Annotated in this window: 20 protein-coding genes; 14 read left to right on the forward strand and 6 right to left on the reverse strand. The window is 43.9% G+C overall.

Going from position 1 to position 26466, the window contains the following annotated elements; genetic code table 11:
* The first annotated feature begins 6 nt into the window (after positions 1 to 6).
* Genes astB through Xish_RS14195 form a run of 3 tightly spaced genes read left to right on the forward strand, consistent with a single transcriptional unit; the run spans position 7 to position 3802 of the window.
* Positions 7 to 1350 (forward strand): N-succinylarginine dihydrolase, encoded by a 1344-nt coding sequence (gene astB, locus Xish_RS14185; protein WP_099118774.1) that lies wholly within the window; start codon positions 7 to 9, stop codon positions 1348 to 1350.
* Positions 1351 to 1362: 12 nt separating this feature from the next.
* A complete protein-coding gene (gene astE, locus Xish_RS14190; protein WP_099118385.1) occupies positions 1363 to 2343 on the forward strand; it encodes a succinylglutamate desuccinylase in 981 nt (326 codons plus the stop codon).
* Between the two features lie 34 nt (positions 2344 to 2377).
* The gene (locus Xish_RS14195; protein ID WP_099118386.1) at positions 2378 to 3802 is read left to right on the forward strand and encodes an amino acid permease; all 1425 of its coding nucleotides are present in this window, start codon (positions 2378 to 2380) and stop codon (positions 3800 to 3802) included.
* A 215-nt stretch (positions 3803 to 4017) separates the two neighbouring features.
* Here the strand turns inward: Xish_RS14195 and Xish_RS14200 are convergent, their stop codons facing one another.
* The 4 genes from Xish_RS14200 to ackA all read right to left on the reverse strand — a co-directional run bounded on the left by Xish_RS14200 (position 4018) and on the right by ackA (position 9563).
* Positions 4018 to 4908 (reverse strand): hypothetical protein, encoded by an 891-nt coding sequence (locus Xish_RS14200; RefSeq protein WP_099118387.1) that lies wholly within the window; start codon positions 4906 to 4908, stop codon positions 4018 to 4020.
* Between the two features lie 157 nt (positions 4909 to 5065).
* The gene (locus Xish_RS14205) at positions 5066 to 5440 is read right to left on the reverse strand and encodes a hypothetical protein (protein WP_099118388.1); all 375 of its coding nucleotides are present in this window, start codon (positions 5438 to 5440) and stop codon (positions 5066 to 5068) included.
* 668 nt (positions 5441 to 6108) lie between these two features.
* Positions 6109 to 8253 (reverse strand): phosphate acetyltransferase, encoded by a 2145-nt coding sequence (gene pta / locus Xish_RS14210; protein WP_099118389.1) that lies wholly within the window; start codon positions 8251 to 8253, stop codon positions 6109 to 6111.
* Between the two features lie 107 nt (positions 8254 to 8360).
* Positions 8361 to 9563, reverse strand: a complete 1203-nt coding sequence (gene ackA / locus Xish_RS14215; protein WP_099118390.1) for an acetate kinase — start codon at positions 9561 to 9563, stop codon at positions 8361 to 8363.
* A 264-nt stretch (positions 9564 to 9827) separates the two neighbouring features.
* Here ackA and yfbV point away from each other — a divergent pair, with 264 nt between their 5' ends.
* The 3 genes from yfbV to Xish_RS14230 all read left to right on the forward strand — a co-directional run bounded on the left by yfbV (position 9828) and on the right by Xish_RS14230 (position 13043).
* Positions 9828 to 10283 carry a terminus macrodomain insulation protein YfbV gene (gene yfbV, locus Xish_RS14220; RefSeq protein ID WP_099118391.1) on the forward strand — a complete coding sequence of 152 codons (456 nt, stop codon included), beginning with the start codon at positions 9828 to 9830 and terminating at the stop codon, positions 10281 to 10283.
* 77 nt (positions 10284 to 10360) lie between these two features.
* Positions 10361 to 11020, forward strand: coding sequence for a sugar phosphatase (locus Xish_RS14225; protein ID WP_099118392.1), 660 nt, complete (start codon positions 10361 to 10363; stop codon positions 11018 to 11020).
* 193 nt (positions 11021 to 11213) lie between these two features.
* A complete protein-coding gene (locus tag Xish_RS14230) occupies positions 11214 to 13043 on the forward strand; it encodes an SLC13 family permease (RefSeq protein WP_099118775.1) in 1830 nt (609 codons plus the stop codon).
* Positions 13044 to 13239: 196 nt separating this feature from the next.
* On the opposite strand, the gene yfbR is transcribed toward Xish_RS14230, so the two are convergent.
* Together yfbR and Xish_RS14240 are read right to left on the reverse strand one after the other, a co-directional pair.
* Positions 13240 to 13821, reverse strand: a complete 582-nt coding sequence (gene yfbR / locus Xish_RS14235) for a 5'-deoxynucleotidase (RefSeq protein ID WP_099118393.1) — start codon at positions 13819 to 13821, stop codon at positions 13240 to 13242.
* A gap of 214 nt (positions 13822 to 14035) precedes the next feature.
* Positions 14036 to 15250, reverse strand: a complete 1215-nt coding sequence (locus Xish_RS14240) for a pyridoxal phosphate-dependent aminotransferase (RefSeq protein ID WP_099118394.1) — start codon at positions 15248 to 15250, stop codon at positions 14036 to 14038.
* A gap of 795 nt (positions 15251 to 16045) precedes the next feature.
* Here Xish_RS14240 and hexA point away from each other — a divergent pair.
* The 8 genes from hexA (at position 16046) to nuoH (ending at position 26452) form a co-directional block, all read left to right on the forward strand.
* Positions 16046 to 17038, forward strand: coding sequence for a transcriptional regulator HexA (gene hexA, locus Xish_RS14245; RefSeq protein WP_099118395.1), 993 nt, complete (start codon positions 16046 to 16048; stop codon positions 17036 to 17038).
* A gap of 715 nt (positions 17039 to 17753) precedes the next feature.
* Positions 17754 to 18215, forward strand: a complete 462-nt coding sequence (locus Xish_RS14250) for an NADH-quinone oxidoreductase subunit A (protein WP_099118396.1) — start codon at positions 17754 to 17756, stop codon at positions 18213 to 18215.
* A gap of 15 nt (positions 18216 to 18230) precedes the next feature.
* Positions 18231 to 18905 carry a NuoB/complex I 20 kDa subunit family protein gene (locus Xish_RS14255; protein ID WP_047769419.1) on the forward strand — a complete coding sequence of 225 codons (675 nt, stop codon included), beginning with the start codon at positions 18231 to 18233 and terminating at the stop codon, positions 18903 to 18905.
* 76 nt (positions 18906 to 18981) lie between these two features.
* Positions 18982 to 20781: an NADH-quinone oxidoreductase subunit C/D gene (gene nuoC, locus Xish_RS14260; RefSeq protein ID WP_208614824.1), complete on the forward strand. Its 1800-nt coding sequence runs from the start codon at positions 18982 to 18984 to the stop codon at positions 20779 to 20781.
* A 2-nt stretch (positions 20782 to 20783) separates the two neighbouring features.
* A complete protein-coding gene (gene nuoE, locus Xish_RS14265) occupies positions 20784 to 21329 on the forward strand; it encodes an NADH-quinone oxidoreductase subunit NuoE (RefSeq protein WP_099118398.1) in 546 nt (181 codons plus the stop codon).
* Positions 21326 to 22690, forward strand: a complete 1365-nt coding sequence (nuoF, locus tag Xish_RS14270; protein ID WP_099118399.1) for an NADH-quinone oxidoreductase subunit NuoF — start codon at positions 21326 to 21328, stop codon at positions 22688 to 22690. Before nuoE ends, nuoF begins: the two co-directional genes overlap by 4 nt.
* Before the next feature lie 61 nt (positions 22691 to 22751).
* Positions 22752 to 25475, forward strand: coding sequence for an NADH-quinone oxidoreductase subunit NuoG (gene nuoG, locus Xish_RS14275; RefSeq protein WP_099118776.1), 2724 nt, complete (start codon positions 22752 to 22754; stop codon positions 25473 to 25475).
* Positions 25475 to 26452: an NADH-quinone oxidoreductase subunit NuoH gene (nuoH, locus tag Xish_RS14280; protein ID WP_099118400.1), complete on the forward strand. Its 978-nt coding sequence runs from the start codon at positions 25475 to 25477 to the stop codon at positions 26450 to 26452. The genes nuoG and nuoH overlap by 1 nt, the downstream gene beginning before the upstream one ends.
* Positions 26453 to 26466: the final 14 nt, after the last annotated feature.

The raw sequence follows: 26466 nt of genomic DNA on the forward strand, positions 1-26466 counted from the left end.
GTGATTATGTCAGGAATTGAAGCAAATTTTGATGGGTTGGTGGGAATGACTCATCATTACGCCGGTCTATCAACGGGTAATGAAGCTTCCATGAATCATCAGGGTAAAGGATCTAATCCTCGCAAAGCTGCACTTCAGGGATTGATGAAAATGAAGGCGTTGTCTGATATGGGGTTAGTACAGGGGGTTTTACCCCCGCAACAGCGTCCTAACCTTCCTGTATTGCGCCAACTAGGGTTTACCGGCAGTGACGAACAAGTATTAAATAAAGCTGCACAATATTCTCCGTTGCTGCTGTCTAACCTCAGTTCTGCCTCTTCTATGTGGACAGCAAATGCGGCAACGGTTTCCCCTTCAGCAGATAGTGCGGATCAATGTGTCCATTTCACGGTGGCAAATTTAAATAACAAGTTGCATCGTTCGCTGGAAAGTCCTGCGACTTCGCTAGCCCTGAAAGCGACTTTTCCTGATCAAAACCATTTTGTTCATCATGATCCTCTGCCACAACATGCGGATTGGGGAGATGAAGGTGCGGCAAACCATAATCGTTTTTGCGGCGAATATGGTGAAGCAGGCGTACAGTTATTTGTTTATGGCCGCAAGGCATTGCAGGAAGGAGTTTCACCTAAGTGCTATCCCGCTCGGCAGACGTTGGAAGCAAGTCAGGCAATTGCTCGTCTGCATCAGCTTGAAAGATCCAGAACTGTATTTGCCCAACAAAATCCCGTTGCCATTGATAGTGGTGTATTTCATAACGATGTCATCGCAGTTAGCAACCGTAATGTCCTTTTCTATCATCAACAGGCTTTTTTAAATCAGCAGCCAGTATTGACTGAGTTGAGAGATAAAATGGCTCGGCTTGGACACACTTTGGTGGCAATTGAAGTGCCTATGGAGCAAGTCACTATTCAGGATGCGGTCGAGTCTTACTTGTTTAACAGCCAGTTGCTGAGCCAGCCGGATGGCAACATGATGCTGATTTTACCGGAAGAGTGTCGGCAAAATCACAATGTCTCAGCTTATTTGCACGAATTGATTGCGAAAGGAAATTCTCCCATCAATAAGCTCCACTTTTTTGACTTGCGGGAAAGTATGCGCAATGGCGGCGGACCAGCTTGTTTGCGGCTCAGGGTTGTTTTGAACGAACAAGAGTTAGCAGCGGTAAATCCAGCGACCTTGATGACACCAGAACTGTATCAACGTCTGACGACATGGGTTGAGCGGCATTATCGGGATTCCTTGTATGCGGCTGATCTTGCTGATCCGCAACTATTAAGAGAAATCTATTCTGCCCTTGACGAACTGACGCAGATCCTCAAGTTGGGCTCGATTTATGAGTTTCAAAATTAATCAGGAGATGAAATGGATTTACTGACTTTATTACTTGAAAACAAAATCGAAAATAACTTGTGTTTTCCGCCAGCCATTCAGTCATCATGGTTGGCAGAAGGTGTATTACAGTTATTACCGCAAAGATCATCAAAACCCGCTGATACGTTAATTATTTCTGCCGGAATTCATGGCAATGAAACGGCGCCTGTGGAAATACTTATCCGGTTATTGTCACAACTGGCACAGGGAAAGTTGCCATTGCAACATAACCTTTTGCTGATATTCGGCAATTTACCCGCCATGCAGGCAGGGCAGCGATATATTGATAGTGATCTCAATCGTATGTTCGGAGGACGCTATCAAAATTTCCCATCGGGGAGTGAATCGAACCGTGCTATGGAGTTGGAGTCTGTTATCCGCCGGTTTTTTCATGAACCTGCGGTGATGGCATCAACGAAACATCGGCACTTCGATCTTCACACCGCAATCAGAGGTTCCTGCCATGAACAGTTCGCGCTATTACCATACCAGGCACGTGAATATGCAGCGGATTTTTTACAATGGTTGGAAGATAGCGATCTCGATGCTTTAGTATTTCATAACACAGTAGGGGGAACATTCAGTAATTTTACCAGCGAACATTTCAATATGGATAGTTGTACACTGGAAATCGGTAAGGCACTGCCTTTTGGACAAAACGATCTGGCTAGATTCAACAATATTACCATAGCGTTGCAGGATTTGATCGCCGGTTTGTCTTCAGGCAGACGGGCTAAACTGACATTTAACCGCTATCGTGTGGTGGATGCCATTATCAAACAACATGATAATTTTCAGCTCAATATTCCAGAAGATACGAAAAACTTTACTGAATTACCGGAAGGTTTTGAAATCGCCCGCCAGCAAAATCAATCCTGGAAGATAGAATCTCCTGCAAATTTTATTCTGTTTCCTAATGCCCATGTTGCTATTGGTCTACGGGCAGGATTGTTGTTAGAGAAACTAACCTAATCAATTCATAAAACAGCAAACTGTGAGGTTATTAATGACGAGATCATTAAAAACACCTGTGGAACAATCCGCAGGTGCGCAGAAACTCCACCGTGGATTAGGTAAGCGCCATGTCCAGTTGATCGCAATTGGGGGAGCTATTGGTACAGGATTATTTATGGGAGCAGGGAAAACTATCGCAGTATCAGGAACCTCAATTATCCTGACTTATCTTTTGATTGGTTTTTTTGCTTTTATGGTAATGAGAGCAATGGGCGAACTATTGCTCACTAAATTGGATTATAGAACGTTTGCTGATTTTGTCGCAGATTATCTTGGGGATAAGGCCAGCTATTTTCTGGGATGGACTTATTGGATGAGCTGGATTGTCAGTTGCATCGCCGATGTTGTGGTATGTGGTGGCTATATCCAGTATTGGTTCCCAGACAGTTGGCTTTGGTTAACGGCGTTGTCTATTTTAGGACTGATGTGCCTGTGTAATTTTTTCTCAGTACGGCTGTTTGGTGAAACGGAATTCTGGTTTGCCATGATTAAGGTGGTGACGATAGTGGCTTTAATTATCGTTGGCATTGGCATGGTTTTTGTTGGCTGGACTTCTCCCAATGGCGTAACAGCTTCTGTAAGTCATTTGACCGAACCCGAAGTATTCCTGCCCAATGGCGTATTTGGATTTCTGGCCGGTTTTCAGATTGCCATTTTCTCTTTTACGGGTATTGAACTGGTTGGCACAGTGACTGCTGAAACCAAAGAGCCAGAGAAAGTTTTACCAAAAGCTATCAACAATATTCCTATCAGGGTCATTATCTTTTACGTGCTTTCCATGATGTGCATCATCGCTGTTACGTCATGGCCGCAGATTTCACCAGAAATTAGTCCCTTTGTGACGCTGTTTGCATTGGCAGGATTGCCGGCAGCGGCTGCGGTGATCAATTTTGTTGCTCTGACTTCGGCGATGTCCTCGGCCAACAGTGGATTATATGCCTGTACCCGTATGCTTTATGGTTTATCCACGGAAAAGCTGGCGCACAGCAAATTTGGACAACTTTCAATGAATAGTGCTGTTCCCATTTTTAGCTTGATATTTTCAGTGCTTTGTATGGCAAGTGGCGTATTTTTGCTATTTATTATCCCCAATGTTATGAAATTATTTACTATTGTTACGACCGTGGCAGCCATCATGGTTATTTATAGCTGGTGTATGATACTGATTGCTTACCTGGCTTATCGCAAGAAACGTCCTGACTTGCATAAAGAATCTATCTATAAAATGCCAATGGGTATCCCCATGACATGGTGTACCTTGATATTTTTTGCCTTTACGGTGGTGATCATGGTGTTTGATCATGACACCCGTATCGCGCTATATGGTACGCCAGTGTGGTTTGTGATATTGGAAATTTTGTGGCGTATGCGGAAAAATCGTGAACAGCAAGGCATGCAGGATGAAATGGTGAATTAGATAATGGTAAACATATGCAGGGCAAGAGCGCGAAAGTTTTGTTAACAAAATTTCATGCTCTTGCCCTGTGATTTGGTATACCCATTAAAACCATATTAATATAACAGTATTCCAACAAGGGGTATCTGCGATTGCACCACAGGATAAAGTATATTAGTTTTTTTGCATAAATCTCCAAGAATATAGCATTTCTTTTATATCTGGATGAAGGTGAACTATTGCCTGCTACATGCATTTTCCATCTCTATCGCGCTTAATTCTAATTCTGATGGCCCAATATCACCCTCTTCTAATCGCCTATGTAGTTGCTCATATAACAGGTAAAAATAACTATCGTCCGATGTCATTATTGGTACATTGGCATCGGGTTGTCCTCTGGGACGCTGTGCTGTCATTGCCATGCCAATAATATGTCTGCCCTGTGTATCTATAGAAAAATTTTGATGATAAAGAGAGGTTCTTTCTCTTTCTTCATTTTCATTTATAGTTGGATGAAGTAGACCTAAAGCATGACCAAACTCATGAGATATAGTTTGATAGACAATCATGTTTGCAACTTCTTGCTCTGTCATAGTATTAGTAAATATGCTTCGGATTATAGTGAACAAATTTTTTGAATAGTGGAATTCATTTGCCAGAACCACTCCTGGGATATTAAAAGGTGGATCGAAATAATTATTAAGAATGTCATCTGGTAAAATTAAAGTTGTTTGAGCAAAATCCTCACCCAGAGCATCTTCTTGTTCATTATTTGCTGTGGAAATCCAAAAATTAGCTTCCCCCCTTGATCCGATTTCGGTAAGGCGAATGGGGCTATGATGTGCTATAAGGTGTTGATTCCACATATTTGCCGCACGGATCACTAATGGTGCAGTATGAACAGTAATACGTATTGTCCCACCAATAACAATCGTAATATCATTTATATGTGGATCTATTCTATATCTTAAATTATTATTAAAAAAATGAGCCGGACTATAAATTTGATGATCAATAATTTGAGAAAAAACGTGCCTGTTTGGGTTTCCATAAGCATCTGGATCATAATCATTCACTGCAAAAACACTAGATGATAAAAATATTAAAAACAATAAAATATATTTCATTTAAGGCTCTCTTACTTTCCCAATATGATGGATACTGTAAGTTTAAATTTTCTTTAATCTTAGTAGAAAAGAAAAAGATACACATATAATGGTTACCAAAAAATATGAATATTTACGTTTTTAATAAGATAAGAGCTTTGTTTTTCAATAGCCAGAGCTAAGATCTTATTATTCCAAAGCCTACAACCCCATTATCATAACATCTCATAATTTTTACTGATGTCCCTGTTGTATAAGCTGTCAATAAAAGAGCATATGCCGCCCTGGCATTTTTACTCGCAGTCGAATTAAAGGTAGTTTTGTCTTTAGTACCAGTTATATAGTTATAAAGGGATATCGTTGTTGTGGTTTTTGAATCTACTGGTCTGAAATTAAATGTGATTCTGGCATCTTGATCATCATCTACCCCTAAATAAACGGCAGTCACATAACCTTTTTTATTCAGATTATTGTTACAGTTTCCAGCATAAGAATAAGCATAATTATTTATTATCATAGCAATGAAAATAATTAGAGTAATTTTAAATTTCATAATGACCTCGTCTAAGATTAAGTTGTGGTGCATAAATATATTTAATGAATTTAAATGTGCAACCACAAAAAACTGAAGATTAAAAAATGAATGGAATATTTCATTATTTTTATCAGAGCAGTCGTTATCATCCTCGCATCTTGTTTATTAAGAAAAATTCAATTTTAGGAAAATTTATAGTTATAATAGAGAAAGAATGTATTATTTAAATAATATTTGATTAGAATGTAAGAGTTAGCCTTCCCTATTTAAAATAATAATATTTATGTAATAGATGAAAATATCTAAAGTTACACCAGTAGGAAATAAATCTATATTATAGTAAAATCAAAATTGTTAATTTAAGAAGCAGGCGCTGGATAATGATAAATTTAAAAAATATCATTACTATGATGTTTATCATAGTATCAGATTAGCTCTTTTGTCATTTTTTTTATAGAAAAAATTTTAATTACCGCAAGAATAATGGTAATAAATCGTTATATACATTGTTATTGGTTATTGAAAATGTTTGACTTTTCATTCAGATAAATAATCTTTTGAAACAATAGCCCACTTGAAGGGAAACTGGCTAGATTCTGAATTTTTATTGGGATGATCCATAGGAAGGGGAAAAATAGTCCTATGCTAACAGCATAGGACTATTTCATGTTTATGCAGCCAGAAAATTAAGCGTTTTCTTGCTGAGTTGCCTGAATTGCAGTCAGTGCAACGGTATAAACGATATCATCAACCAGTGCGCCACGGGACAGATCGTTAACGGGTTTGCGCATACCTTGCAGCATTGGCCCGATGGAAACCAGATCCGCTGAACGTTGTACTGCTTTGTAAGTGGTATTACCCGTGTTCAGATCTGGGAAAATGAACACGGTTGCCTGGCCTGCAACGGGTGAATTTGGTGCCTTGGATTTCGCTACATCTGCCATGATAGCTGCGTCGTACTGCAATGGGCCATCGATGATCAGGTCTGGGCGTTTTTCCTGTGCCAAACGGGTTGCTTCACGCACTTTTTCAACATCGCTGCCTGCACCAGAGTTACCGGTGGAGTAAGAGATCATCGCAACACGAGGCTCAATACCAAATGCTTTGGCAGAATCCGCAGATTGGATCGCGATTTCAGACAGTTGTTCTGCGGTTGGATCAGGGTTGATCGCACAGTCACCGTAAACCAGCACTTGCTCTGGTAGCAACATAAAGAAGACAGAAGAAACCAGAGAGCTATTTGGTGCTGTCTTAATTAACTGCAATGGCGGGCGAATGGTATTTGCTGTGGTATGCACCGCACCGGAAACCAGACCGTCAACTTCGTCTTGTTCCAACATCAGGGTGCCCAGAACGACGTTGTCTTCCAGTTGTTCGCGGGCAACAACTTCGGTCATGCCTTTGTTTTTGCGCAGTTCAACCAGACGTGGCACATAACGTTCACGTGCTGACACTGGGTTGATGATTTCAATACCTGCACCCAGTTCAACGCCTTGAGCCGCAGCGACACGACGGATCTCTTCTGGATCGCCCAGCAGGATACATTCTGCAATGCCACGTTCAGCACAGATCGCCGCAGCTTTGACGGTACGTGGCTCGTCGCCTTCCGGCAGAACGATACGTTTGCCAGCCTGACGAGCCAGTTCGGTCAACTGATAGCGGAATGCTGGTGGAGACAGGAGGTTTGGACGCTCTGATGCGGCTGCCAGAGAATCGATCCACTCGCTGCTGATATGTTGTGCAACGTAGTTTTGTACTTTTTCGATACGCTCGTGGTCATCGGCTGGAACTTCCAGACTGAAACTTTGCAGGTTCAGGGAAGTCTGCCATGTATTGGTTTCCACAGTGAAAACGGGCAGGCCAGTATTGAATGCACGTTCGCACAGTTCACGGATAGAATCATCAATTGAGTAACCACCGGTCAGCAATACGGCACCAATTTCAATACCGTTCATGGCAGCCAGACAGGCAGTGATCAGGACGTCAGGGCGGTCAGCAGAAGTCACCAGCAGAGAACCCGGACGGAAGTATTCCAGCATGTTAGGGATGCTGCGAGCACAGAAAGTCACAGACTTGATGCGACGGTTTTCGATGGCACCTTCATTGATGATGTCCGCTTTCAGGTGCTTAGCCATATCAATCGCACGGGTAGCGATCAGGTCAAAACTCCACGGGATGCAACCGAGAATTGGCAGTGGGCTGTTTTTGAAGATGGTTTTGGGATCGACGTTGGTAATCGTCGCTTTAGTTGATTCGTCAAAGATTTCGGATAAATCTGGGCGAGTACGGCCTTGGTCATCAACCGGTGCATTCAGTTTATTGACGATGACACCGATAATGTTTTGGTTCTTGCTGCCACCGTATTCAGCACGGCTCAGTTCAATCCGTTCTTTCAGTTGCTCTGGGGTGTTAGTGCCCAGAGCAGTCACGAACACGATTTCAGCGTTCAGTGTTTTGGCGATTTCATAGTTCAGAGATTGGGCAAACGGATGTTTGCGAGTCGGAACCAAACCTTCGAGTAGAACCACTTCTGCATCTTTGGCGTTTTCGTGGTAACGTGCCACGATCTCTTCCATTAACACATCTTTTTTGTTAGTGGTCAGCAGTGATTCCACATAAGCCATATCCAGAGGTTCAGCAGCATGGATGCTGGAGTGTGAACGGATAATCGAAGTGGTTTGATCCTGAGAACCAGAGTGACGTGGTTGTGCTATAGGTTTGAAAACGCTCAGGCGAACGCCTTTTTGCTCCATAGAGCGAATAACACCCAGGCTGACACTGGTTAAACCAACGCTAGTGTCGGTAGGGATTAACATAATTGTACGGGACACGGAAACCTCTTTAACGGTTGCTCGTCAGTCAATAAATGTGACTCAGTGCGATATATTCGAGAAAACCGCCAGCAATGGCAATACTGGCGGCTCTAAAATTATGCTGATTACGCGGTCAGACGTGCTGAATCCTGAGCAATAACCAATTCTTCATTAGTTGGGATAACCAGAGCAGGACGGCTGTTATCTGTAGTGATAACGCCTGATTTGCCGAAGCGAGCGGCAAGGTTACGCTCGTGATCATATTCGAAGCCCAGCAGAGCAACTTTCTTCATGGTCAGTTCACGAACCAGCGCAGAGTTTTCACCGATGCCACCAGTGAAGATAATTGCGTCCAGACGGCCTTCCATCAGAGCACTGTATGCGCCGATGTATTTGGCCAGACGGTGGCAGTAAACATCCATAGCACGTTTAGCATCAGCTTTAGTTTCGTAGTTGTCTTCTACGTAACGGCAATCGCTGGTGACTTCGGTCAGACCTAAGAAACCAGACTCTTTGGTCAGCAGGGTGTTGATCTGAGCAATGCTCATGCCCATTGCATCGTGCAGGTGGAATACGATAGCGGGGTCGATGTCACCACTGCGGGTGCCCATGACCAGACCTTCCAGTGGGGTCAAACCCATAGAAGTATCAACACACTGACCGTTAACAATTGCAGAAACAGAACCACCATTGCCCAAGTGGCAGGTGATGACGTTCAGTTCTTCAACGGGTTTGTTCAGCATCTTAGCTGCTTCACGAGAAACATAGAAATGACTGGTACCATGTGCACCGTAACGACGGATGCCATGCTCTTTATACAGGTTGTAAGGCAGTGCGTATAGGTATGCTTCTTCAGGCATAGTCTGGTGGAATGCGGTGTCAAATACTGCAATGTTTTTCTCAAGTAGATGAGGGAATGCTTTTTTCGCTTCAGCAATACCGATCAGGTGAGCAGGGTTGTGCAGTGGTGCGAATGGAATAGCCGCTTCAATGCCTGCGATAACTTCATCAGTGATAACTACAGAAGAAGTGAACTTCTCACCACCATGAACAATGCGGTGACCGATGGCAGAAATTTGTGCAGAAAGTTCTGATTTTTCAGCCAGGATAGTATTAACAATGAAGTTCAGTGCTTCGCTGTGTGCTGCGCCGGCACCTAAAGCAGCTTCGTTTTTCGCGCCATCCATTTTCCATTTAATACGGGCTTCAGGCAGGCCAAAGCACTCTGCTAAACCAGAAAGATATTCTTCACCATTGGCAGGATCGATGATAGCGAATTTCAGGGAGGAGCTACCGCAATTAAGAACCAGTACCAGCTTACTTGACATGGAAATACCTATTATCTTGTTGTGATCTAATCTTAAAATAAGAACAATGTTAAAAATAAAATAATTTATTAACAAACCGAACCTAATTGTTGCGAAAAAGGGCAAAATTCCTGTTTTGCTACTGCAACAACATAAAAGTCTGTGTAGGATACCGTTTGCTAGCAATAAAGACAAAATATACTTAATAGTATTAATACTACAAAAAAGATTTTATCTTTTGTAGAGATTTTTTAAAAACTATACCTTTAATTGATTGAGGTCATGATGAACACGACACCACCTGTTAGCCAGGGTTGGTTCAAGCGCATGCAATTAGGACAGCAATATTTGAAAACTTGGCCATTGGAAAAGCAGCTTGCGCCTGTTTTTCCTGAAAATCGTGTGATTAAGGCAACTCGCTTTGGTATTCGGTTTATGCCGCCGTTGGCAATTTTTACCTTGACATGGCAAATCGCGTTGGGCGGTCAATTGGGACCATCGGTGGCCACAGCGCTGTTTGCCTGTAGTTTGCCGTTACAGGGGTTATGGTGGTTGGGAAAACGTGCGGCGACACCATTACCGGAAAGATTGTTGAATTGGTTTTATGAAATTCGGGAAAAATTTACCCATGCGGGCATCGCAATGGCACCAGTGGAAAGTGCCCCGACCTATTTTTCGCTGGCTGAATTGCTTAAACGGGCTTTTAAGCAGTTGGATAACTCTTTTCTTGATGATATTTAATCCCCAGATGTCGTGTGGGATAAATATTGTATTACCACATGATGATTAACAAATAATGACGTTTGAAGGAGTCGGGTTTGGTTCTGAAATGTAGAGGTTTTTTATTCGATTTGGATGGTACTCTGATTGATTCATTGCCTGCGGTTGAGCGAGCATGGATTTTGTTTGCCGATAAGATGGGTATCGATAAAGATGAAGTGTTGAACTATGTTCATGGTACGCCGGCGATATTGTCACTACGACATTTTATGCCCGACGCGAGTGAAGAAGAGATCACTGACACTTTCAAATGGATTGAGAAAATTGAAACAGAAGATACAGAAGGTATTACCGCTTTGCCTGGTGCCATCGCCCTGATTGATAAGTTGAATGCGCTGGATATCCCGTGGGCCATTGTAACATCAGGAACGGTTACTCTTGCTTCTGCACGTCATAAAGTGGCGGAGTTACCGGAACCTGCTTATTGGGTGACGGCAGAGTCTGTTACAAATGGAAAACCAAACCCTGAGCCTTATTTATTGGGGGCGAAAAAACTGGGACTCTTGCCAGAAGAGTGTGTCGTGTTTGAGGATGCTGCTGCGGGAATTAATGCCGGACTGGATGCGGGTTGTCAGGTTGTTGTTGTCCACGATTCGCCGGATATTCCGCGCCGTGATGAAATCCATTTGACGATTAATAGTCTGGAAGATATTGAGATTGTCAAATCTGGCAGTTATGTATCTATTTATACCGATTGAGACCCCCTAAATCAGAAAGTTCCTTGATCAGAAAGAGGGATTTTCTCTGAAAAACATGGTCTACTTACTTTGTTAACGTTTGTACCTGTAATACTTTGATATGTAGTCTTTTTGATATATAGCCAATCTGTCAATGAGCAGATTGGCTGTGCGGATAAGTCATATTTGAAAGGTATCGTTGATAGAGGCCAAATTGAGTAGCGAACTGTTGTGGGTATTAACCCTGCTATTAATAGCCATTGTGCTTTTCACCACCAATAAAGTCAGAATGGATGTTGTGGCTTTATTGCTGATCATCGCATTTGTCCTGAGTGGCACACTGACGTTAAGTGAAGCTACTGTCGGTTTTAGTGATCCCAACGTGTTATTGATTGCTGCCCTGTTTGTCATTGGTGAAGGGCTGGTGAGGACTGGGGTGGCTTATCAGATGGGAGACTGGCTGGTTCGTGTCGCAGGTAACAGTGAAACCAAGATGTTAGTTTGGTTAATGGTATCAGTTGCCGGATTGGGGGCGTTCATGAGTTCTACGGGCGTTGTGGCGATATTTATTCCTGTTGTCTTGAGCGTGGCCGCCAAAATGAAAATATCTTCAGGGCGATTGATGATGCCATTGGGATTTGCCGGTTTGATCAGTGGCATGATGACTCTGGTGGCAACGCCTCCTAATATGGTCGTCAATAGTGAGTTGGTGCGTGAAGGTCTGCGGGGTTTTGATTTCTTTTCTATTACACCGATCGGCATATTCGTGTTGATGTCTGGCGTGGTTTACATGTTAGTCGCTCGTCGTTGGCTAGGGGGAGAAAACTATCAGGCAGCGGACGAACGTTATCACCGGACATTTCGTGATTTGATACGTGACTATAAATTGTCTGGTCGCGCTCGTCGTTTTACTATCCGTCAAGGTTCACCTTTGGTTGGACATACCTTGGATGAATTAGGGTTGCGTGCCCGTTATGGTGCCAATGTCATTGGTATTGAACGTTGGCGTAAATTTCGCCGAGTGATGGTTGCTGCCACTGGAGATATGGAATTGCAGGGGCAGGATGTTTTGCTGGTGGATATGTCGGATAGTGATGTTGATTTACGAGAATTTTGCCGTGAGCAACGGTTAGAACCGATGGTATTGCGCGGGGAGTATTTTTCCGAGCATTCTCGTAATGTTGGGATGGCTGAGGTTTCAGTGCTCCCTGAATCCGAACTATTGGGACAATCATTGCGGGACATGAAATTTCGTACACGTTATGGTCTCACTGTCGTAGGGATCCGTCGCGGGGGAAAAGCGTTAGAGGGGAAGTTAGTCGATGAACCTTTGTTGCTTGGCGATACACTGCTGTTGATCGGCGACTGGAAATTGATCCACGCGTTAAAAACAAAAACTCCTGATTTTATTGTGTTAAATCTGCCCGTTGAGGTGGAAAATGCGGCTCCTGCGGCCTCACAGGCACCTCATGCCTTATTCTGCCTGGCCCTGATGGTTGCTATGATGCTGACCAATGAAATCCCGAACTTTATTGCTGCGTTAATTGCCTGTCTGCTAATGGGGAAATTCCGTTGTATTGATATGGAAAGTGCTTATCGTTCCATTCACTGGCCGAGTATTATTTTGATTGTTGGCATGATGCCTTTTGCGTTGGCATTACAGAAGACGGGAGGCATTGCTCTCATTGTCCAGGGATTGATGGATATCGCAGGTAATATGGGGCCACGGGTGATGCTGGTGTGTCTGTTTATACTTTGCGCCATTATAGGGTTGTTTATTTCTAACACCGCGACGGCAGTGCTAATGGCTCCGATTGCGATTGCGGCAGCGAATGAGATGGCTGTTTCTCCTCTGCCTTTTGCAATGATTATTGGCGTGGCGGCTTCGGCAGCATTTATGACACCAGTTTCATCACCCGTTAATACATTGATATTGGGGCCTGGTGGGTATCGGTTTGCTGATTTTGTGAAACTTGGTGTGCCTTTTACGTTAATTGTAATGGGAATTAGTGTCACGATTATCCCAATACTTTTCCCATTCTAATGTTTTTATTCAGGCAGCTCCACATGGCAGGGAGCTGCATTGTAACTATAGATTAATATTATTAAATAAATGTATGGCTAACAATGGTAACACTTAATGATTATGGTCGAGTGATCCCTGCCAGATAGTTGTAATTAGTAATCAAATAGTTGTAGAGATGTAACAGTGGCAATGCATTAGCAGTATCTAAATAAATTTATAAACTGATTTCATCAAGGGAGAGACTGAAACTCGGTACAAACACAGCCATAAAATAATCCATTTCTTCACTGCGGCGTTCTGTCAATGTCTTGTCCAATCGGCTTTTGGCTTGATTGAATTCAGTATTGCCTGCTGAGAGTTCCTCCAGGCATTTCAAATATGCGCATAATGCATCAGCTTGCTTGATAATATGAATTTCTTCTTCACTATGGTGATGCTCATCCAAAATGGAGAGGAAATCATCTTGTAGTTCAGTCGGTAACATACCCAATAGTTTTTGTTGGGCTATTTTTTCTATTTTCTTATATTCATGGGCGATTTGGGGATTGTAGTACTTAATTGGCGTTGGTAAATCGCCGGTGATGACTTCGCTGGCATCGTGATACATAGCCAACAGGGCGATCCGTTCAGGATTAACATTACCGTTGAATTTGCGATTTTTGATTATTGCCAAAGCGTGTGCGACAAAAGCAACCTGCAAACTGTGCTCTGAAACATTTTCTGTACGCACATTTCGCATAAGAGGCCAACGACTAATTAATTTTAGGCGGGATAATTGGGCGAAAAAATGACTCATAATTTCCTCTTGTAGCCGAGTGATTTGTAGCCAAATTGTAGCGGAATAATATGATTAATTGTGAGCGGAGTATCTATAACTTGAAAAATGACGGGAATATTCACTTCTGGAAAAAATAGCGGCCAGTAAAGAAATAACTATTTATCTCAGAGAATAGCCATCCCATTAATCTATTAATATTTAATGGGATTGGCTTTAATAAGGGGGATTGTGGTTATTGACGATAGTTACCGATAAAACGGGCGAATTTTTCAATTGCCATTTGTAAGTCAGTGACATGTGGCAGTGTAACAATACGGAAATGGTCTGGATCGGGCCAGTTAAATGCGGTGCCTTGAACCAGTAAAACTTTTTCCTGTAGTAAGAGATCTAGTACCATTTTTTGGTCATCATAAATATTGAAACGTTTGGTGTCTATTTTCGGGAACATATAGAGAGCACCCATGGGTTTCACACAGGAAATTCCAGGGATCTGGTTAATCAGCTCCCATGCACGGTTGCGCTGTTCATAGAGTCTGCCACCTGGAAAAATAAATTCGCTGATGCTTTGATAACCGCCTAATGCTGTTTGAATGGCGTGCTGCATTGGTACATTGGCACAAAGGCGCATTGATGCCAGCATTTCTAATCCTTCAATATAATCCCTGGCCTGCTTTTTAGGGCCATTCAATACCATCCAGCCTTGACGGAAACCAGCGACGCGATAGGTTTTGGACAGACCATTAAACGTAACAGTAAAGAGATCAGGCGCTAATGCTGCGATGGAATGGTGTTGGGCATCATCGTACAGGATTTTGTCATAAATCTCGTCCGCAAAGATAATCAAATTATGTTGGCGGGCGATTTCTACTATTTCCAGCAACAATTCTTTGCTATATACCGCTCCGGTTGGGTTATTCGGGTTAATAATAACAATACCGCGGGTACGTGGGGTAATTTTACGGCGTATGTCATCTAAGTCAGGAAACCAGCCTTGTTGCTCATCACATAGATAGTGGACGGCATGACCGCTGGAAAGTGAAACTGCCGCAGTCCAAAGAGGATAGTCAGGCGCAGGAACCAACATTTCGTCCCCAGTATTCAACAGGGCCTGCATGGATTGGACAATAAGTTCAGAAACACCATTACCAATAAAAATATCTTCAACGGTAACATCCAGCATATTTCTGGCTTGATAATGCTGCATGATTGCCTTACGCGCTGAATACAACCCTTTTGAATCCGAGTAACCCTGAGCAGTTGGCAGATTGCGGATAACATCGACTAAAATTTCATCTGGTGCTTCAAATCCGAATGGCGCCGGATTACCGATGTTTAATTTCAGTACCTTATTACCTTCTTCTTCGAGTCGCTTAGCTTCTTTGAGGGTATTTCCTCGAATGTCATAGCAGACATTATCTAATTTACTGGATTTATTAATGGAAAACATAGGGTGCCTTGACCTCTTTGGCAAAATGGATACTAACCGGCATAAAAAGTGTGATGATCAATGTACTCTTCTCAGTCTGTATTTTGAAGAGACTTTGATATCTTTGGTTAAAATGGTTGTTTTAAGAATAAATGAATAAGTTTGCCATCTGAATTACTGTCTTTTATTGGTGTTTTATTTCAATAATATGTGTTAGATTGGGTTTAAATTTTGATTAATGGCTGGTTTTTAGTTGGTAAGAGAGAAAGGATAGGTCATTTTTACGAGATTATGTGCCGTTTTGTTTAAGGATCTTCAAATTGTCAATAAAAGTAAGAAGATTTGTATAATGTATTCTTATAATTTATCTTTATCGACCTAAAGTTAATTTAGGTTTTTATCACATGATACTTTGACAATTTTTTTGAGTTTTTATCCATAACATTTTTAAGCCTATTTACTGAAAATGTTAATTTATTAAAAATTCTAATACTATCTGATAATGTTAAGTGTTCCTAATTCAGATTAGGTTATTTTTTGAAGCAAGTCAGAAAAAGGGTATTTGTACTGGAAATTGGTGATTATGTGATGTAAATAGGATTTTCTCTCCAACTTATTTTAGGATTGCATAAATTTTGTTAAAAAAGGAGAAAATAAAACCCATGATGATCTAAATAGTAAAAAAAAGCAGTAAACCTTTGCCCTATTTAATAGAGTAGAGTAATGTCACAATCGGTATTATTTTATTTGATACTGTTGAAGTAAAAACACCAGGTTAGTTAGTAATTAAAATCAAAAAAAAGTGATGAATAAACAATGATAAATGCAAATCGTCAGATAATAAACCTCGATCTCGATCTGCTAAGAACTTTTGTTGCTGTTGCTGACTTAAATACTTTTGCAGCAGCAGCGGCAGCTGTTTCTAGAACGCAGTCGGCTGTTAGTCAGCAAATGCAGCGGTTGGAACATCTCGTGGGGAGAGAGTTGTTTGCTCGTCACGGCCGTAATAAGCTTCTGACTGAACATGGGCTTCAACTTCTTGGTTACGCACGCCAAATTTTGCGTGCCAATGACGATGCAACAGCATCATTAACCTATAATGATGCAGACGGTGAATTAAGAATAGGCGTATCAGATGACGCTGTTGATACACTGCTTCCTTTCTTATTAAACCGTATTGCCTCTGTCTATCCACGTGTAGCGGTTGATGTACGCATTAAGCGCGCTCAATTTATCGAAAACATGTTGGATAACCATGAGATTGATTTGGCATTAACCACAGCAAAAATCAACCACCATCCTAAAACGATCTTACGCTCTTCGCCTGTTTTATGGCATTGTGCACCAGATTTCCAATTGCAGACGAATGAACCTGTACCATTAGTTGTGATGGATGAAACCAATCCTTTCCGCCAGATTGCTCAGGAAACTTTGGATATGTCAGGCATTTCATGGCGTGTTGCGTATGAAGCTGCTTCCTTATCCGCTGTTCGCTCGGCTGTGAATGCAGAAGTCGGTATTACCGCTCGCCCTCTGGAAATGCAGAATGCAGATCTGAGAATTTTAGGTGAAATTGAAGGATTACCACGTCTGCCGGAAATCCAATTCTTCTTATATCGTAATAGTAACGAACAGAACGAATCTGTTCTGACTGTTTTTGGTGCAATAGAAAATAAGAAAACACCTTATACTGTAACAACTGTTGAATCCGATGAATCCGACGAGATGGATGAATCTATCGACACGATTGAACCCAATAAATCAACTGAAATAGTTGATGAAAATTCCGTTGAAAATATAGACGAATAAGTATTATGTGTTTTATAGGCTAATATTTCCATTTTATTCATGGAAGTATTAGCCTGTTGTTAATTACTTATTAATAATCCTTCCAAGTTTTCATTTCCATTTCTGATATTTCTAATAAGAAATATACCCTGTTAATTTTCCTATACCTTTCGAATTTTAGTTAAAAGAATGTTGCTTCGTTAACAAATTTCATTTTCCTAACTTGATAAAATAAAAACGTTTTCAGGAATAGCTCGCTTATTGCACTTTATTAGTTGTTTTTAGAAACAATTCATTAAAAGTTGAATAAATTACATTCAAGTGCTGAATGTTTTTCCATGAAATTGTGCACTTGATCATAAAAATATCCCAAGCGGTACAGTGGAAAGACAGGTTTTTCCTGCGATAATGGTGTAGTAAAGTCGAGTTATCGGTTAGACTAGTTATATCGGAAAGACGTTTTTTTGTATGACTGACACGTTTTAGCGATATATCAACACAATCCGTTAATTAATGGTTTGTGGTTTGTAAATAAATATGCAAGTGGTTTTGCCGTTATGGCAAATTTTGTTGAGAGGAATAAAAACCAAGATGATTCAAGCTATAAGGTGAATTGATTAGCGTTGTTTCAGATTTGGTTGTTATTCCTTCCCATGAATCGATGTGGTGCAACACTGCCGGCAAAAAGAGAAAGAGCAGATACCTTGACACCACTTTTGATGAGTAAGCAACGAGTATGTCTACATCCACTGGAATTTTAGCCCATCACTGGGCATTCGCGGTTTTTCTAATAGGTGCTCTTGGTTTGTGCGCACTCATGTTACTGGGTGGGTACTTCATGGGAGGCAAGGCGAAAGCCAGAGCAAAACACATACCTTATGAATCAGGTATCGATTCTGTCGGCAGTGCACGTTTACGTTTGTCGGCGAAGTTTTATCTGGTTGCCATGTTCTTTGTTATCTTCGACATTGAAGTCCTTTATTTGTATGCATGGGCCGTCTCAATCAAAGAGAGCGGTTGGCTAGGCTTTGCCGAAGCAAGCATTTTCATTTTGGTGTTATTGGCAGGTTTGGTTTATCTGGCGCGCATCGGGGCGTTGGATTGGACACCTGCACGTTCAAAACGTCAGGTCAGTAAACCGAGTGCTGATACTTATATCAACACTGACACCACTACCAACAACAGTCACATGAAGTAATAGCGAGGCATAAAGATGGATTATACGCTCACCCGCATAGATCCGAATGGTGAGAATGACCGTTATCCCCTGCAAAAACAGGAAACTGTCAGCGACCCCTTGGAGCAACATGTTCACCGAAGTGTCTATATGGGGAAATTGGAACATGCTCTGCACAATATGGTGAATTGGGGGAGGAAAAATTCCCTGTGGCCCTATAACTTCGGGCTTTCTTGCTGCTACGTGGAAATGGTGACGTCATTTACCGCTGTTCACGATGTTGCGCGTTTTGGTGCAGAAGTATTGCGAGCATCTCCCCGTCAGGCTGATTTCATGGTGATTTCCGGAACCTGTTTCGTCAAAATGGCGCCTGTCATTCAACGTCTGTACGACCAGTTGCTGGAGCCGAAATGGGTCATTTCAATGGGAGCCTGCGCAAACTCTGGAGGTATGTACGATATTTACTCCGTAGTTCAAGGAGTTGATAAGTTTATCCCCGTTGATGTTTATATTCCTGGCTGTCCTCCTCGCCCAGAAGCCTATATGCAGGCACTGCTGCTGTTGCAGGAGTCCATAGGCAAAGAACGACGCCCACTGTCATGGGTGGTTGGCGATCAGGGGGTTTACCGCGCCAATATGCAATCAGAAAGAGAAAGAAAACGCGGTGAACGTATTGCAGTGAAAAATCTGCGTACTCCAGACGAAATTTAAGGCTTTTAGCCATATAGCGTAACCAAGAGCAATGTGTTGCGATCACAAAAACCCTGATCAAGCGTTGTGGTGAAGAATGATGACAGATCAGATAGCGCAAGAAAGCGCCCGGCCTGCCTGGACAACACGTGATCATCTTGATGATCCTGTAGTCAGCGAGCTTAACCGCCAATTTGGCCCGAGTACCTTTACCATCCAGCCGACCCGTACCGGTATGCCAGTTGTTTGGGTTAAGCGGGAGCAGTTACTGCAAGTAATAACATTTCTGAAAAAATTGCCCAAACCTTATATCATGTTGTTTGACTTGCATGGTGTTGATGAGCGTCAGCGCTCTCACCGAGAAGGCTTACCAGCGGCTGATTTTTCGGTGTTTTATCACCTCCTTTCCATTGAGCGTAACCGTGACATCATGCTGAAAGTCGCGCTCACTGAACAAGACCTGAATATCCCAACGACTACATCGATTTTCCCAAATGCCAATTGGTATGAGCGTGAAACGTGGGAAATGTTTGGCATTACATTTAACGGCCATCCCAATTTGCGTCGCATCTTAATGCCACCAACTTGGGAAGGCCATCCGTTGCGCAAGGAATACTCTGCACGTGCCACGGAATTTGATCCTTTCGTCTTGACTAAGCAGAAAGAAGATCTGGAAATGGAAGCGCTGACTTTCAAACCAGAAGAGTGGGGCATGAAGCGTGGCACCGATAATGAAGACTTCATGTTCCTGAACCTCGGTCCAAATCATCCTTCTGCCCACGGTGCATTCCGCATTATTCTGCAACTTGATGGCGAAGAAATCGTCGATTGTGTTCCCGATATTGGCTATCACCATCGTGGTGCCGAAAAGATGGGAGAACGTCAGTCATGGCACAGCTATATTCCTTATACCGATCGCATCGAATATTTGGGGGGATGTGTTAACGAAATGCCTTATGTGCTGGCGGTTGAGAAGCTGGCAGGCATTGAAGTCCCCGATCGGGTGAAAACAATTCGTGTCATGTTGTCCGAACTGTTTCGCATTAACAGCCATCTGCTTTATATCAGTACATTTATCCAAGACGTTGGGGCGATGACCCCTGTCTTCTTTGCTTTTACTGACCGACAAAAAGTTTACGATGTCGTCGAGGCGATTACTGGGTTTCGTATGCATCCGGCATGGTTCCGAATCGGTGGTGTTGCCCATGATTTGCCGCGAGGTTGGGAAAAACTCTTGCGTGAATTGCTGGACTGGTTGCCGAAGCGGTTGAATTCCTATGTCAAGGCAGCGCTGAAAAACAGTGTCCTGAAAGGGCGTTCTGTTGGGGTAGCGGCCTACAATGCTAAACAGGCTCTGGACTGGGGGGTTACCGGTGCGGGGTTGCGTGCCACTGGCATTAGCTTTGACGTGCGCAAATGGCGTCCTTATTCCGGCTATGAAAATTTCGATTTTGAAGTACCAACAGGCTACAACGGTGATTGTTATGACCGTGTCATGCTGAAAGTGGAAGAAATCCGTCAGAGTCTGCGCATTCTTGAGCAATGCCTGAAAAATATGCCGGCAGGACCATTCAAGGCGGATCATCCATTGACCACGCCACCTCCAAGGGAAAGGACTTTGCAGCACATCGAAACCATGATTAACCACTTCCTGCAAGTGTCATGGGGGCCGGTCATGCCTGCTAATGAATCATTCCAGATGATCGAAGCGACTAAGGGTATCAACAGTTATTACCTGACCAGTGATGGTAGCACTATGAGTTACCGCACCCGCATCCGTACACCAAGTTTTGCCCATTTGCAGCAAATTCCATCGGTGATCCGCGGCAGTCTGGTTTCTGACCTTATCGTCTATCTGGGCAGTATCGATTTTGTTATGTCTGATGTGGATCGCTAACGATGCAAAGTGAATTTAACGCAAACAAGCAAGCACGCCTTGATGTGGTTAACGTAACGGACGCTCAGACACCGGATAAGTTTGTATTGAGTGCTGACGAACGTAATGCCATTGAGCAGGAAAAACACCACTACGAAGATCCGCGTGCTGCGTCAATCGAAGCCCTGAAAATTGTACAAAAGCAGCGTGGCTGGGTGCCAGATGGTGCTATTTATGCCATTGCGGAAGTTTTGGGTATTCCGGCCAGTGACGTGGAAGGTGTAGCGACGTTTTACAGCCAGATTTATCGGCAGCCAGTAGGACGCCACATTATCCGTTACTGTGACAGTGTCGTATGCCACATCACCGGCTATCAGGGGGTTCAGGCAGCGATAGAATCGTGTTTGAACATTCGTCCGGGGCAAACCACGGCAGATGGTCGCTTCACATTGTTACCAACCTGCTGCTTGGGTAACTGTGACAAGGGACCAACGATGATGATTGATGAGGATACTCACAGTTACGTGAAGCCCGAAGAAATTGAAAAATTACTGGAGCAATATCCATGACAACGCATTCAGGAGTGAAAGAAATTATCCGCACCGCGGAAACTCATCCCCTGACATGGCGGTTGCGTGATGACCAACAACCTGTCTGGCTGGATGAATACCGAAGCCAAAATGGTTACAAAGGAGCCGAAAAAGCACTGAAGGGCATGGCACCTGATGAAATTACCACATTGGTTAAAGATGCTGGCTTAAAAGGCCGTGGCGGTGCAGGTTTCTCAACAGGCTTGAAATGGAGCCTGATGCCAAAAGACGAAAGCATGAATATCCGCTATTTATTGTGTAATGCGGATGAGATGGAGCCGGGCACTTACAAAGATCGCCTACTAATGGAACAACTGCCTCATCTATTGGTGGAAGGCATGCTAATCAGTGCCTTCGCATTGAAAGCTTATCGCGGTTACATCTTCCTGCGTGGTGAATATATTGAAGCGGCTGCCCATTTACGCAGAGCCATAGAGGAAGCTAAAGCTGCTGGATTGCTTGGCAAGAACATTCTGGGCAGTGGTTTTGATTTTGAACTGTTTGTTCATACCGGCGCGGGTCGTTATATCTGTGGTGAAGAAACAGCCCTGATTAACTCCCTTGAAGGGCGTCGGGCAAACCCCCGTTCAAAACCCCCGTTTCCTGCGACGGCTGGCGTATGGGGTAAACCTACGTGCGTCAACAACGTCGAAACATTGTGCAACGTTCCTGCCATTCTTGAACATGGGAAAGAGTGGTATATCGGTTTGAGTGCCGGCAAAAGTACAGATGCCGGAACCAAACTGATGGGTTTTTCTGGTCGGGTCAAAAATCCAGGTCTTTGGGAACTGCCTTTTGGCACAACAGCCCGTGAAATTCTTGAAGATTACGCGGGGGGAATGCGTGATGGCTTGAAATTCAAGGCATGGCAACCCGGAGGGGCAGGAACCGATTTCCTGACAGCAGACCATTTAGATTTACCGATGGATTTTGAACATATCGCTAAAGCGGGGAGCCGATTGGGAACCGCACTGGCAATGGCGGTGGATCATGAAATCAATATGGTTTCCCTGACCCGCAATCTTGAAGAATTCTTCGCTCGTGAATCTTGTGGCTGGTGTACACCATGCCGTGATGGCTTGCCGTGGAGTGTCAAAATCCTCCGAGCTATTGAAAATGGTAAAGGCCAGCCAGGTGATATTGAAACATTAGAACAACTCTGTCGTTTTCTTGGCCCAGGTAAAACGTTTTGTGCCCATGCGCCTGGTGCTGTGGAACCTTTGCAGAGTGCGATTAAATACTTCCGTGAAGAGTTTGAAGCGGGAATTGTCACCAAAGATTATGGCAATACTAACCTGATTGCGGGTATTCAACCAAACCTGCTCAACCAGCGTTGGTAACAAACAGTGCTAATTTTTGATTAACGCCTGCCACGGCAGGCCATTGGGAAGCATGCTGACTATGGCTACGATACATGTAGACGGCAAAGAATATGATGTAAACGGGGCTGATAACCTGTTACAAGCCTGCCTCTCATTGGGGCTTGATATACCTTATTTTTGCTGGCATCCAGCGCTGGGAAGCGTTGGCGCTTGCCGCCAGTGTGCGGTGAAGCAATATCAAAATGCGGAAGATACACGCGGTCGCCTGGTGATGTCTTGTATGACACCGGCGTCAGATGGCACGTATATCTCCATTGATGATGAAGAAGCTAAACAGTTCCGTGCCAGTGTTGTGGAATGGTTAATGACCAACCATCCCCATGACTGTCCAGTTTGTGAGGAAGGGGGTAACTGTCATTTGCAAGATATGACAGTGATGACGGGGCATTCATTCCGAAAATACCGTTTTACCAAACGTACTCACAAAAATCAGGAGTTGGGACCATTCATTGCTCATGAAATGAACCGTTGTATCGCCTGTTATCGTTGTGTCCGTTACTACAAAGATTATGCGGATGGAACAGATTTTGGCGTTTATGGTGCCCATGACAACGTCTATTTTGGTCGCCCTGAAAGTGGCACATTGGAAAGTGAATTTTCCGGTAACCTCGTTGAAATTTGCCCAACAGGGGTATTTACCGACAAAACCCATTCAGAACGCTATAACCGCAAATGGGATATGCAGTTTGCACCAAGTATCTGCCAACAGTGCAGCATTGGTTGTAACACTAGTCCTGGTGAACGTTATGGTGAATTGCGCCGGATAGAAAACCGTTATAACGGCACCGTCAACCATTACTTTATGTGTGACCGCGGGCGTTTCGGTTATGGTTATGTCAATCGTGACGACCGTCCTCGTCAGCCGCAACAGTTGCGTGGTGATCAGTGGATTTCACTGAATGCTGAGCAGGTTATGCGAGGGGGCGCAGATATTTTGCGTCAGGCGAAAAATGCCATTGGTATCGGTTCACCGCGTGCCAGCATTGAAAGTAACTTTGCCTTGCGTGAATTGGTTGGTGCGGAAAACTTCTACAGCGGTATTTCAGCGGAAGAACAACATCGCCTTGATACGATGTTAGAAATTCTCCAGCAAGGCGGAGTCTATACGCCATCCCTGCGTGAAATTGAAGATTATGATGCGGTGTTAGTATTAGGAGAAGACTTGACTCAAACGGCTGCCCGCATGGCGTTATCTGTGCGTCAGGCAGTAAAAGGCAAGGCGCGTGAAATGGCCGCCGCCCAGAAAGTAGCAGACTGGCAGATTGCGGCTGTGATGAACATTGGCCAGCACGCCAAATATCCTCTCTTCCTGACCAGTGTTGATGAAACCCATCTGGATGATATTGCAGCATGGAGCTACCGTGCACCCGTTGATGATCAGGCTCGCTTAGGTTTTGCCGTGGCACATGCCTTGAACAATATCGCCCCTGCCGTTAATGATCTGCCGGATGAGCTGAAATCAAAAGTAGAAATTATTGCGCACGCATTGCGTGATGCGAAAAAACCATTGATTATCAGTGGCAGCAATTCAGGCAGTGATGCTTTGATTCAGGCTGCTGCCAATATCGCATGGGCCTTGAAAGATAAGGGTTCGGATGTGGGGCTTTCCTACGTTGCCATATATGCCAATAGTCTGGGGCTGGCAATGATGGAGGCGCAGCCATTGGATTCTGCTTTACAGCGTATTGCTAAAGGGAATTCAGATACCGCCATCGTGATGGAAAACGATCTCTATCGTCATGCACCGGCGGATAAAATTGATCGCGCACTGGATAGCCTGAAAAACTTGATCGTCGTAGATCACCAGCGCACCGCCATTATGGATAAGGCTCATTTGATTTTGTCGGCCTCCAGTTTTGCTGAAAGCGATGGTACGTTGGTGAATCAGGAAGGGCGTGCCCAGCGTTATTTCCAGGTTTATGAGCCGGCATTCTATGATAAATCCATCGTGATGTTAGAAAGCTGGCGCTGGATGCATTCCCTGTATAGCACTTATACACAGTGCCAGACCGATTGGACACAGCTTGATCATGTGATTGCAGCTTGTGTCAAAGCTATGCCGCAATTCAAAGGCATCGTAGACGCGGCTCCAGATGCGACATTCCGTATTCGTGGGCAAAAATTGTCCCGTTCTCCTCATCGCTACAGTGGCCGAACAGCGATGCTGGCTGATGTCAGCGTCCACGAGCAGCGTCAACCACAGGATATCGATACTGCATTTGCTTTCTCAATGGAAGGGAATAACAGCCCATATGCGCCACGTCAGCAAATCCCATTTGCCTGGGCTCCCGGCTGGAACTCACCACAAGCGTGGAATAAATTTCAGGCGGAAGTCGGTGGTAAGCTGCGTTTTGGCGATCCAGGGGTTCGTTTGATTGAAACGGTTGATGGTGGGTTGAACTATTTTGACGCTATCCCGACAGCATTCACTGCGCAAAAAGATCAATGGCATGTTGCCCCTTATTTCCATTTGTTCGGTAGTGAGGAGCTGTCACAACGTTCTGATGTAATACAGGCGCGTATGCCTGAGCCGTATGTGATGATCAATCATAAAGATGCGGAGCATTTGAATGTGAAAGAAGGTGCGGTGATGGCATTTGAGTGTGAAGGGCAGAAACTGCGTTTGGCAGTACGCTTGAGTGGTAATCTGGCACAAGGGCAAATCGGCTTGCCACTGGGAATGTCGGGTATACCGCCGGTTCTGGCAGGCAAATCAGTCCATAACTTACGGGAGGTTGCATAATGAGCTGGTTTACTTCCGAAGTCATTGAAATCCTGATTGCTGTACTGAAAGCGGTTGCCATTCTACTGGTCGTGGTTATCTGCGGGGCATTCATGAGTTTCTTTGAACGCCGCATTCTTGGACTGTTTCAAAACCGTTATGGGCCAAACCGAGTCGGTTGGGGCGGTTCATTGCAGCTTGTCGCAGACATGATCAAAATGTTCTTTAAAGAAGACTGGGCACCCCGTTTTTCTGACAGGGCCATTTTTACTTTGGCTCCGGTCATTGCATTCTGCTCAATGCTTCTGGCCTTTGCGATTGTACCAATAAGTCCAACATGGATGGTTGCAGACCTGAATATCGGCATCTTGTTCTTCATGATGTTGGCGGGTCTGGCGGTTTATTCTGTGCTGTTTGCGGGTTGGGCGAGTAACAACAAATATGCCCTGCTGGGTGCGATGCGGGCATCGGCACAGACATTGAGTTATGAAGTGTTCCTTGGTATGTCCATGATGGGCGTTGTGGCACAAGCCGGCTCCTTTAACATGGTGGAGATCGTCAACTCACAGCAACACGTGTGGAATGTTATTCCTCAATTCTTTGGCTTCCTGACCTTTGCCATTGCGGGTGTAGCGGTATGTCACCGCCATCCCTTTGACCAACCGGAAGCAGAGCAAGAACTGGCCGACGGCTATCACATTGAATATTCCGGTATGAAATTCGGTTTGTTCTTTGTCGGGGAATATATCGCGATCGTGACGGTATCCGCGTTGATCGTCACGCTATTCTTTGGTGGCTGGAACGGGCCTCTCTTGCCGCCATTCGTCTGGTTTGCGCTGAAAACAGCATTTTTCATGATGATGTTCATCTTGATCCGTGCCGCACTGCCGCGTCCTCGTTATGACCAGGTGATGTCATTTGGCTGGAAAGTCTGTCTGCCGTTAACGTTACTTAATATGCTGGCGACAGCCGCAGTTATTTTATACAACGCTCAATAAAGGGGTGATTGAAC

Source organism: Xenorhabdus ishibashii (assembly GCF_002632755.1).
Taxonomy (GTDB): Bacteria; Pseudomonadota; Gammaproteobacteria; order Enterobacterales; family Enterobacteriaceae; genus Xenorhabdus; species Xenorhabdus ishibashii.

Bases quoted from the DNA above. Each gene is read 5' to 3' on its own strand.
- astB (WP_099118774.1), top strand. From the start codon at position 7: ATGTCAGGAATTGAAGCAAATTTTGATGGGTTGGTGGGAATGACTCAT.
- Xish_RS14195 (WP_099118386.1), top strand. From the start codon at position 2,378: ATGACGAGATCATTAAAAACACCTGTGGAACAATCCGCAGGTGCGCAG.
- astE (WP_099118385.1), top strand. From the start codon at position 1,363: ATGGATTTACTGACTTTATTACTTGAAAACAAAATCGAAAATAACTTG.
- Xish_RS14250 (WP_099118396.1), top strand. From the start codon at position 17,754: ATGTCTACATCCACTGGAATTTTAGCCCATCACTGGGCATTCGCGGTT.
- nuoE (WP_099118398.1), top strand. From the start codon at position 20,784: ATGCAAAGTGAATTTAACGCAAACAAGCAAGCACGCCTTGATGTGGTT.
- nuoG (WP_099118776.1), top strand. From the start codon at position 22,752: ATGGCTACGATACATGTAGACGGCAAAGAATATGATGTAAACGGGGCT.
- Xish_RS14205 (WP_099118388.1), bottom strand. From the start codon at position 5,440: ATGAAATTTAAAATTACTCTAATTATTTTCATTGCTATGATAATAAAT.
- yfbR (WP_099118393.1), bottom strand. From the start codon at position 13,821: ATGAGTCATTTTTTCGCCCAATTATCCCGCCTAAAATTAATTAGTCGT.
- nuoH (WP_099118400.1), top strand. From the start codon at position 25,475: ATGAGCTGGTTTACTTCCGAAGTCATTGAAATCCTGATTGCTGTACTG.
- Xish_RS14200 (WP_099118387.1), bottom strand. From the start codon at position 4,908: ATGAAATATATTTTATTGTTTTTAATATTTTTATCATCTAGTGTTTTT.
- Xish_RS14255 (WP_047769419.1), top strand. From the start codon at position 18,231: ATGGATTATACGCTCACCCGCATAGATCCGAATGGTGAGAATGACCGT.
- yfbV (WP_099118391.1), top strand. From the start codon at position 9,828: ATGAACACGACACCACCTGTTAGCCAGGGTTGGTTCAAGCGCATGCAA.
- nuoF (WP_099118399.1), top strand. From the start codon at position 21,326: ATGACAACGCATTCAGGAGTGAAAGAAATTATCCGCACCGCGGAAACT.
- Xish_RS14240 (WP_099118394.1), bottom strand. From the start codon at position 15,250: ATGTTTTCCATTAATAAATCCAGTAAATTAGATAATGTCTGCTATGAC.
- nuoC (WP_208614824.1), top strand. From the start codon at position 18,982: ATGATGACAGATCAGATAGCGCAAGAAAGCGCCCGGCCTGCCTGGACA.
- ackA (WP_099118390.1), bottom strand. From the start codon at position 9,563: ATGTCAAGTAAGCTGGTACTGGTTCTTAATTGCGGTAGCTCCTCCCTG.
- hexA (WP_099118395.1), top strand. From the start codon at position 16,046: ATGATAAATGCAAATCGTCAGATAATAAACCTCGATCTCGATCTGCTA.